The 6516-nt window shown below is 65.4% G+C and carries 5 protein-coding genes; 3 read left to right on the top strand and 2 right to left on the bottom strand.

What is annotated here, in order from left to right; translation table 11 throughout:
• The coding region (locus GTP77_RS27185; RefSeq protein ID WP_161075287.1) for a methyl-accepting chemotaxis protein at positions 1-1087 on the top strand (1087 nt) is incomplete at its 5' end.
• Positions 1088-1224: 137 nt separating this feature from the next.
• Here the strand turns inward: GTP77_RS27185 and GTP77_RS27180 are convergent.
• Together GTP77_RS27180 and GTP77_RS27175 are read right to left on the bottom strand one after the other, a co-directional pair.
• On the bottom strand, positions 1225-1737 hold the full coding sequence (locus GTP77_RS27180) for a hypothetical protein (protein WP_161075286.1): 513 nt from the start codon (positions 1735-1737) through the stop codon (positions 1225-1227).
• Between the two features lie 55 nt (positions 1738-1792).
• Positions 1793-3187 carry a hypothetical protein gene (locus GTP77_RS27175; RefSeq protein ID WP_161075285.1) on the bottom strand — a complete coding sequence of 465 codons (1395 nt, stop codon included), beginning with the start codon at positions 3185-3187 and terminating at the stop codon, positions 1793-1795.
• Positions 3188-3387: 200 nt separating this feature from the next.
• Between GTP77_RS27175 and GTP77_RS27170 the strand changes: the two genes are divergently transcribed.
• Both GTP77_RS27170 and GTP77_RS27165 read left to right on the top strand, forming a co-directional pair.
• Positions 3388-5685: a TonB-dependent receptor domain-containing protein gene (locus GTP77_RS27170; protein WP_161075284.1), complete on the top strand. Its 2298-nt coding sequence runs from the start codon at positions 3388-3390 to the stop codon at positions 5683-5685.
• A 53-nt stretch (positions 5686-5738) separates the two neighbouring features.
• The gene (locus GTP77_RS27165) at positions 5739-6443 is read left to right on the top strand and encodes a GntR family transcriptional regulator (RefSeq protein ID WP_161075283.1); all 705 of its coding nucleotides are present in this window, start codon (positions 5739-5741) and stop codon (positions 6441-6443) included.
• The last annotated feature ends 73 nt before the right edge of the window (positions 6444-6516 follow it).

The raw sequence follows: 6516 nt of genomic DNA, 5'->3' as shown, positions 1-6516 counted from the left end.
GCCGGTCGGCGCGCGCCTGGGCGCCATGGCCGCCGCCGGCGCGCTGCCGGCGGCGCTGGCCGTGGGCGCGTCCTATGCCGGCAGTGCCGCTGGCTGTGCGCTGTTTGGTGCGCTGTCGGTTGGGCTGAGCGGCGCGGGCGCCGTGCTGCTGCACCGCATGCTGGCACAGCGGCTGCGCGCCATGCAGGATGCGATCGCGCACATGAGCGCAGGCGACCTGAGCGCGCGTATCGACGCGCGCGGCAGCGGCGAGGTGGCGGCGGTGTCGGAAGGCTTGCGTGTGCTGCAGACCAATATCAAGCTGCTGGTTGGCCAGATCAAGGAGGTGACCAGCGTGGTCAACAGCGGCGCGGAGGAGATTGCCCGGGGCAACGCGGACCTGTCCGGGCGCACCGAGGCGCAGGCCGGCGCGCTGGGCGAGACCGCATCTTCCATGTCCGAGCTGGCCGCCACGGTGCGCCAGAATGCGGACAACGCGCACGAGGCGCACCGCCTGGTGGACGCGGCGGCCGGCACCGCGCAGGCAGGCGGCTACGCCGTGCAGGAGGTGGTGGCGACCATGGCCGCCATTGAAGCCGGTTCGCGGCGGATTGCGGACATTATCGGCGTGATCGATGGTATCGCTTTCCAGACCAATATCCTGGCGCTCAATGCGGCGGTGGAGGCGGCGCGGGCGGGCGAGCAGGGGCGCGGTTTCGCGGCGGTGGCGTCCGAAGTGCGGCAGCTGGCGCAGCGTTCGGCGGCGGCGGCCCGGGAAATCAAGGCGCTGATCGGCGGCGCGGTCGAACAGACCGCCACCGGCAGCCGCCTGGCGGATGGCGCGGGGCGGACCATGTCGGCGCTGGTGGACTCGGTGCAGCAGGCCGCGACCTTGATGGCCGACATCAGCACCGCCAGCCAGGAGCAGCGCGCCGGCATCGACCAGCTCAACCACGCCATCAGCCTGATCGACGCCACCACGCAGCAGAACGCCGCGCTGGTTGAGCAAGCCGCTTGCGCGGCCGAGAATATGCGCGGCCAGGCCGGGGCGCTGGCGCAGCTGGTGGAGTCATTCCAGCTCGTGCCGCGCCGGACGCTGGTGCTGTGACATTGTGTGAACATTGCTCACATGCAAATCGGCGAGAATGCGTATTCCTACAAGCACGAGGATGTCCATGCACGCAGTTTCCGCCCAAAACCTGTCGGCGGTGATGTGCATCGACATGGTGCTGAAAGAATAGCGCCTTACTTGGGCGCGCCGCTGATGGCCGGAGGCGGCGCTGCGGCAGGGACCGCGGCCGGCGCGGCGTAGATGACGATCGGCTGCAATGGTGCCGACTTCTGCCCAGAGTTGCTGATCAAAAACGCGGTCACCGAAGTCGAGACCGCCACGCCTGCAATGACGGTGCCGGCGACCCATTTGATCGTTTCGCTCAGTGCGCGCTGGAGATTGGCCTCGAATTGGGCAATTCGAATGGCGTTTTCCTGCTCAATGTTTTTAAGGCCGGATTTCAATGCCAGTTCAATGCTGTCCATACGGGCGTGATTCGCTGCGTTTGCTTGCCTGAACTCGGCTTGATATTCGCTTAATGTGGCTGTCAATTTGGCATTGGCCTGCCTGAACTCGGTTTGATAGTCTTTCAAGGTGACAATCAGCTCGGTGTTCGTTTTTTGGGCGTCATTCTCCATCCTGGCCGTGGCGGCCTGGACCGTGGCGTCGATGTAGTCCTTGTCAGTGGCAGCGCTCATAAAAAGCATGATCGGCCTGCGGCCTGCCACTGTCAATCACGCCACGGTTGGCGGTTGAGGCCAGTCAAAGGCTGTCGCGGGCGGCCAGTTCGCTGGGGGTGGCGAGCAGGAACATATTGCCGCTCAGCGCGGACAGGCTCTGCTTGCGGCGCTCGTCGCGCGCCTCGCTGGTCTCGTCCGCGCTTCGGGCGGGGGCGCCGGACTGGTACAGGGCCAGCGAGTCCATCAGGTCGCGCGCCAGCGTGTGGCTGGTGGGCGTGGTCTTGTCCGAAGCGAGCTTGCCCATCATGAATTTCAGCACCTGTTCGGACTGGCTGGCGGTCTGCAGCAGGCTGGCCTTGACCAGCTTGCCGTCCTTGTAGCCCAACTCGACATTGCTGCTGGCGGTGTCGTCGATCAGGTGGTACTCGTAGTTCTGCGATTGTGGCGTGGTGTCGAGTTTCAGCGCGCCGCCTTTTTTCAGCGGCTCGTGGAACTGGGCGCTCAGGTGCGACTGCTGGCTCTGCGCGATGGTGCGGTCGTCGCGGCGTTCGCCTTCGGTGCGGGTGTTCTGCGACACTTCGTAGCTGAAGCTGTCCTTCTCGCCCAGCCGAAGCGGATTGCTCCATGCCGGCGCCTGGGTGACGGAGGCGCTGAAGTCGGCCAGCCCCGTCAGCGCGGCGTGGTCTTCGGCCGCCAGCGTCCACTTGCCCGGCAGGGAAAGGCCACGGTCCTGTTCCGCCTCGCGGGTGGAAGTGCGGCTCATGTCCGAGAAAGCGTCCTTGAACATGGTCATCAGCTTGGCGTCGCCGTGGCCGCGCGCGGTGGCCTGGTCGAATTCCTTCAGATAGCTGCTGATGGCCTTGTTCTGCTGCTCCCTGGTGCCCAGGCTCTCCAGCTTGCTGGTGTCGATGCTGACCTCGGCCTTGCCGGCCGCGCCGCCTATGCTTACCTTGCGCTGCGTGCCGTCCGCATGGAAGTCCAGCGTTTGCGTGCTTGGGGGCAGGGTGCTCTGCTTGACGGCGGCGTGGAAGTCCACCGACTGCAGGAATTTGCTGTCGAAGCCGGCTAGCCCACCCAGGCGTATCTGCTGGTCGTCCAGCGCCATGCCGTCGATGGCGGCCTGGAAGCCCGCCGCCAGGCCGGACAGCGCGTTGCGTTCGTCGTCGTTCAGCTCGCCGCTGGCGCTCACCTGCAAGGCCATGCCGTCGTCCAGGCTGGCCAGCGTGAGGTCCACCTTTACGCCGCTGCGGGTGGTGATGCTGAGGCTGAATTTGTTGTCCACCGTCTCGGGCAGGGCCGCCTGCTCGACAGGGATGACCGCGCCAGCCTTGAACTGGCCCAGCATGTCGGCGCCCAGGTCCTTGAAGCGCATGGCGGTGGTGGGCGGCAGGGTGATTTCCTCCGCTTCGCTTTGCCTGGCTGCGGCAAGGCCGGCCGAACTCAGCTTAACGACGGTGGAGGGGGAGGCCCAGTCCATTGCCGGGGTAGCGGCTTTGGGGGGGGAAGCCGGCGCGCGCGGGGTGACCGGCTGCCAATTTGAGAGCGTGGAGATGGAAGTCATGCTGCTTTAACGGCAAATGTTTCTGTAAAGTTTAGGCTATGTAAAATTGCGTAATGACAATAGTCTTGCAAGTGGCAGGCGGATAGAATGCGACCATCCTATAAAGGCCTTGTCCAATGCAAAAAATTCTGCTGACCTGCTGCGTTGCCAGCACCGCCGTGATGTACGTTGACGGCGCCGCCTTCGCGCAAACCCAAGCCGCCGCGCCGGAAGTGGTGGTGAAGGGCGCCCCGCTCAAAAAAGAGCCCAAGCCGGTCGAAAAGTCGACCGAGACGGGTGTGCCGGTGCCGTCGGTGACGGTGGCGGGCGAACGCCCCACCAACCGCATCGACCGCCAGGTGTACGACGTGAAATCCGACGTCGGCAGCTCCAACGGCACTGCGGCGGACGCGCTGAACAACGTGCCGTCCGTGGCGGTGGATCCGGACGGCGCCGTCACGCTGCGCGGCAGCAGCAACTTGCAGATCCTGGTCGACGGCAAGCCGTCCGCCATGATGCAGGGCGATAACCGCGCCGCCACGCTGAACGCCATGGCGGCGGACGATATCGAATCGGTGGAGGTCATCAACAATCCCGGCGCGCAGTTCGGCAACGAGGGCGGCGGCGGCCCCATCCTGAACCTGGTGATGCGCCGCAACCGCAAGCCGGGCGGCTTCGCCACCGTCAACGCCAACGCCGGCAAGGACGGACGCTACAACAGCGCCGTGTCCGGCAGCTACAACGAAGGCGCGTGGGGCTACCAGGGCGGCATCAACGTGCGCCACGACGGCCGCAACTCGGTGGGCGATACCGTGCGCGACCGCACCAATCCGCTCACCGGCCTGGTCGAGCACAGCACCCAGGACAGCGTGCAGCACGGCCTGAACGATTCGGTGGGCCTGAACGGCACCGTCAGCTACAACCTCGGCGCCAAGGACACACTGACCGCGAGCGCCAATTACACCGCGCGCGGCAACGACCAGAAAGTCAGCGAGCACTATGCGACCGCGGCCGGGGCCGCCACCATCAGCGACTACCTGCGCAGCACGCAGCGCGAGGGCGACACCAAGAGCTACAGCTGGGGCGCGCGCTGGGACCATAAGGGTGAAGCGCCGGGCGAGAGCATGAAGACGGACTTGCGCGTGTCCCACACGGACAACGACAACGACAGCGCCTACAGCAATGTCTACACCGTCCGTCCAATCAACGCGCCGGCGGAGCGCAGCCGCCAGTCCAGCGACACCGGCACCCGCATTGTCGATTTCACCGGCGACTATGAACGCAATATCGGCGGCGGCTCGGCCAAGCTGGGCTACAAGGTGGCCGAAACCAAGAGCAGCTTCGACGTGCTGTATGCCGACATCAACGCCGCCACGCTGGCCGAAACCATCAATCCGGCGCGCACCAACCGCTTCAACCTGGACGAGACCACGCTGGCGCTGTACGGCTCCTACCAGATGCGCCTGAACGACAACTGGGGCGCGCTGGCCGGCATGCGGGTCGAGCACACCGAGATGGATATCGACCAGATCACCAGCAGCATCTCGGCGAAGAACAGCTACACCAGCTACATCCCCAGCTTCTTCGCCACCTACAAGGTGAACGAGACGGCCAATATGCGCTTCAGCTACGCGCACCGCATCCGCCGCCCGATGCCGAACGACCTGAACCCCTACGTGGTGTACCGCGACGAGTTCAACGTCTCGTCCGGCAACCCCATGCTGAAACCGGCCAAGACCGACTCCTTCGAAGTGGGCTACGAGACCAAGTTCGGCACGCTGGAAACCAATCTGCGCGCCTATTTCCGCGACGAATCGGACACCATCATCGAGCGCAGCAGCTACATCGGCAACAACGTGCTGCTGACCACGCGCGAAAACGGCGGCGCCAGCCATTCGAGCGGCCTGGAGTTCACCGTCAGCGGCAAGCTGACGCCGACGCTGACCCTGAACACCAGCGGCAACCTGGCGCGCAGCGAACTGACCTCGCGCGACCTGAGCGGCGCGGACATCACCCGCAACGCCAGCTCGCTGAGCGGCCGCGCGCGTTTGAACTACCAGTACGACAGCGCCACCCAGCTGCAAGCCATGCTGCAAATGCAGGGCAAGACACTGACCGGCCAGGGCTACCGCGAGCCCAGCCACATGCTGAATCTCAGCGTGCGCCACGCGCTGACGCCGCAGCTGAGCCTGGTGATGAATATGACCGACGCGCTGGCCTCGGCCAAGATGGCGACCGTGATCGACACGCCGCTGCTGAAGGAAACCACGTCGCGCCGCTTCGACAGCCGCGTGTTCTACATCGGCCTGTCGTACCGCATCGGCGGCGCATCGAGCGCAGGCGAGGGCAGGGGCGAGCAGTTCCAGGGACCGCGTCCGGGCCAGGGGCCGGGCGGCCAACGCGGCGACGGTCCGGGTCCTGGCCCGGGCTTCTAAATCCATGTGCTGCCATGCTAATATCTTAGCTTTAGATCAGCATGCGCGGCACTATGGAAACAGCAGTTATCCCGGGGACCTTCCAGCTGGACCGGTCCCGCAACGCCACGGTGCAGGTATTCGAGCATTTGCGCGAACTGATCGTCACGCTGGCGCTCGAACCGGGCGCCGTACTGCCGCGTAACGACCTCACGCGCTACTTCAACCTGTCCGCCACGCCCATCCGCGACGCGTTGACGCGCCTGGGCGACGAAGGATTGGTGGACATTTTCCCCCAGCACGTTACGCGCGTGCGCAGCGTGGACCTGGCGTCCGCGCGGCAAGCGCAGTTCCTGCGTTTATCGGTTGAACTGGAAATTGTGCGTACGCTGTCGCAGAAGCCGGAGCCTGCGCTGGCGCAGACCCTGCTGCAACTGGTGGAGCGCCAGCGCGCCTGCCTGGAAGCGGGCGACCTGAAGAACTTCACCCAGATCGACCTGGCTTTCCACCAGCAGCTCTACCAGGCCGCGCAGCTCGAGCAATTGTGGCACACGATGCGCAGCGGCAGCGGCAATCTGGACCGCCTGCGGCGCCTGCACCTGCCGCTCAACGGCAAGGCGCAATCGATATTGGAAGAACACAGCGCCATCGCCCGCGCCATCGGCGCAGGCGACCCGGCGGCGGCGCAGGGCTGCGTGCGCCAGCACCTCTCCGGCACGCTATCCGAGCTTGATCAGCTCAAGCTCAAGTATCCGAGTTTTATGCCGCCGATAGCTTGAGCTTTGGCGGGTTACTCTACGCTAACCCGCCCTACGGTATTCACGGTGCTGCGGTGGCGCGTAGGGCGGGTTA

Source organism: Pseudoduganella aquatica, from assembly GCF_009857595.1.
GTDB lineage: Bacteria > Pseudomonadota > Gammaproteobacteria > Burkholderiales > Burkholderiaceae_D > Rugamonas > Rugamonas aquatica_A.
The sequence above is the reverse complement of the archived record's forward strand: the minus strand, read 5'-3'. Positions and strand labels throughout refer to the sequence as shown.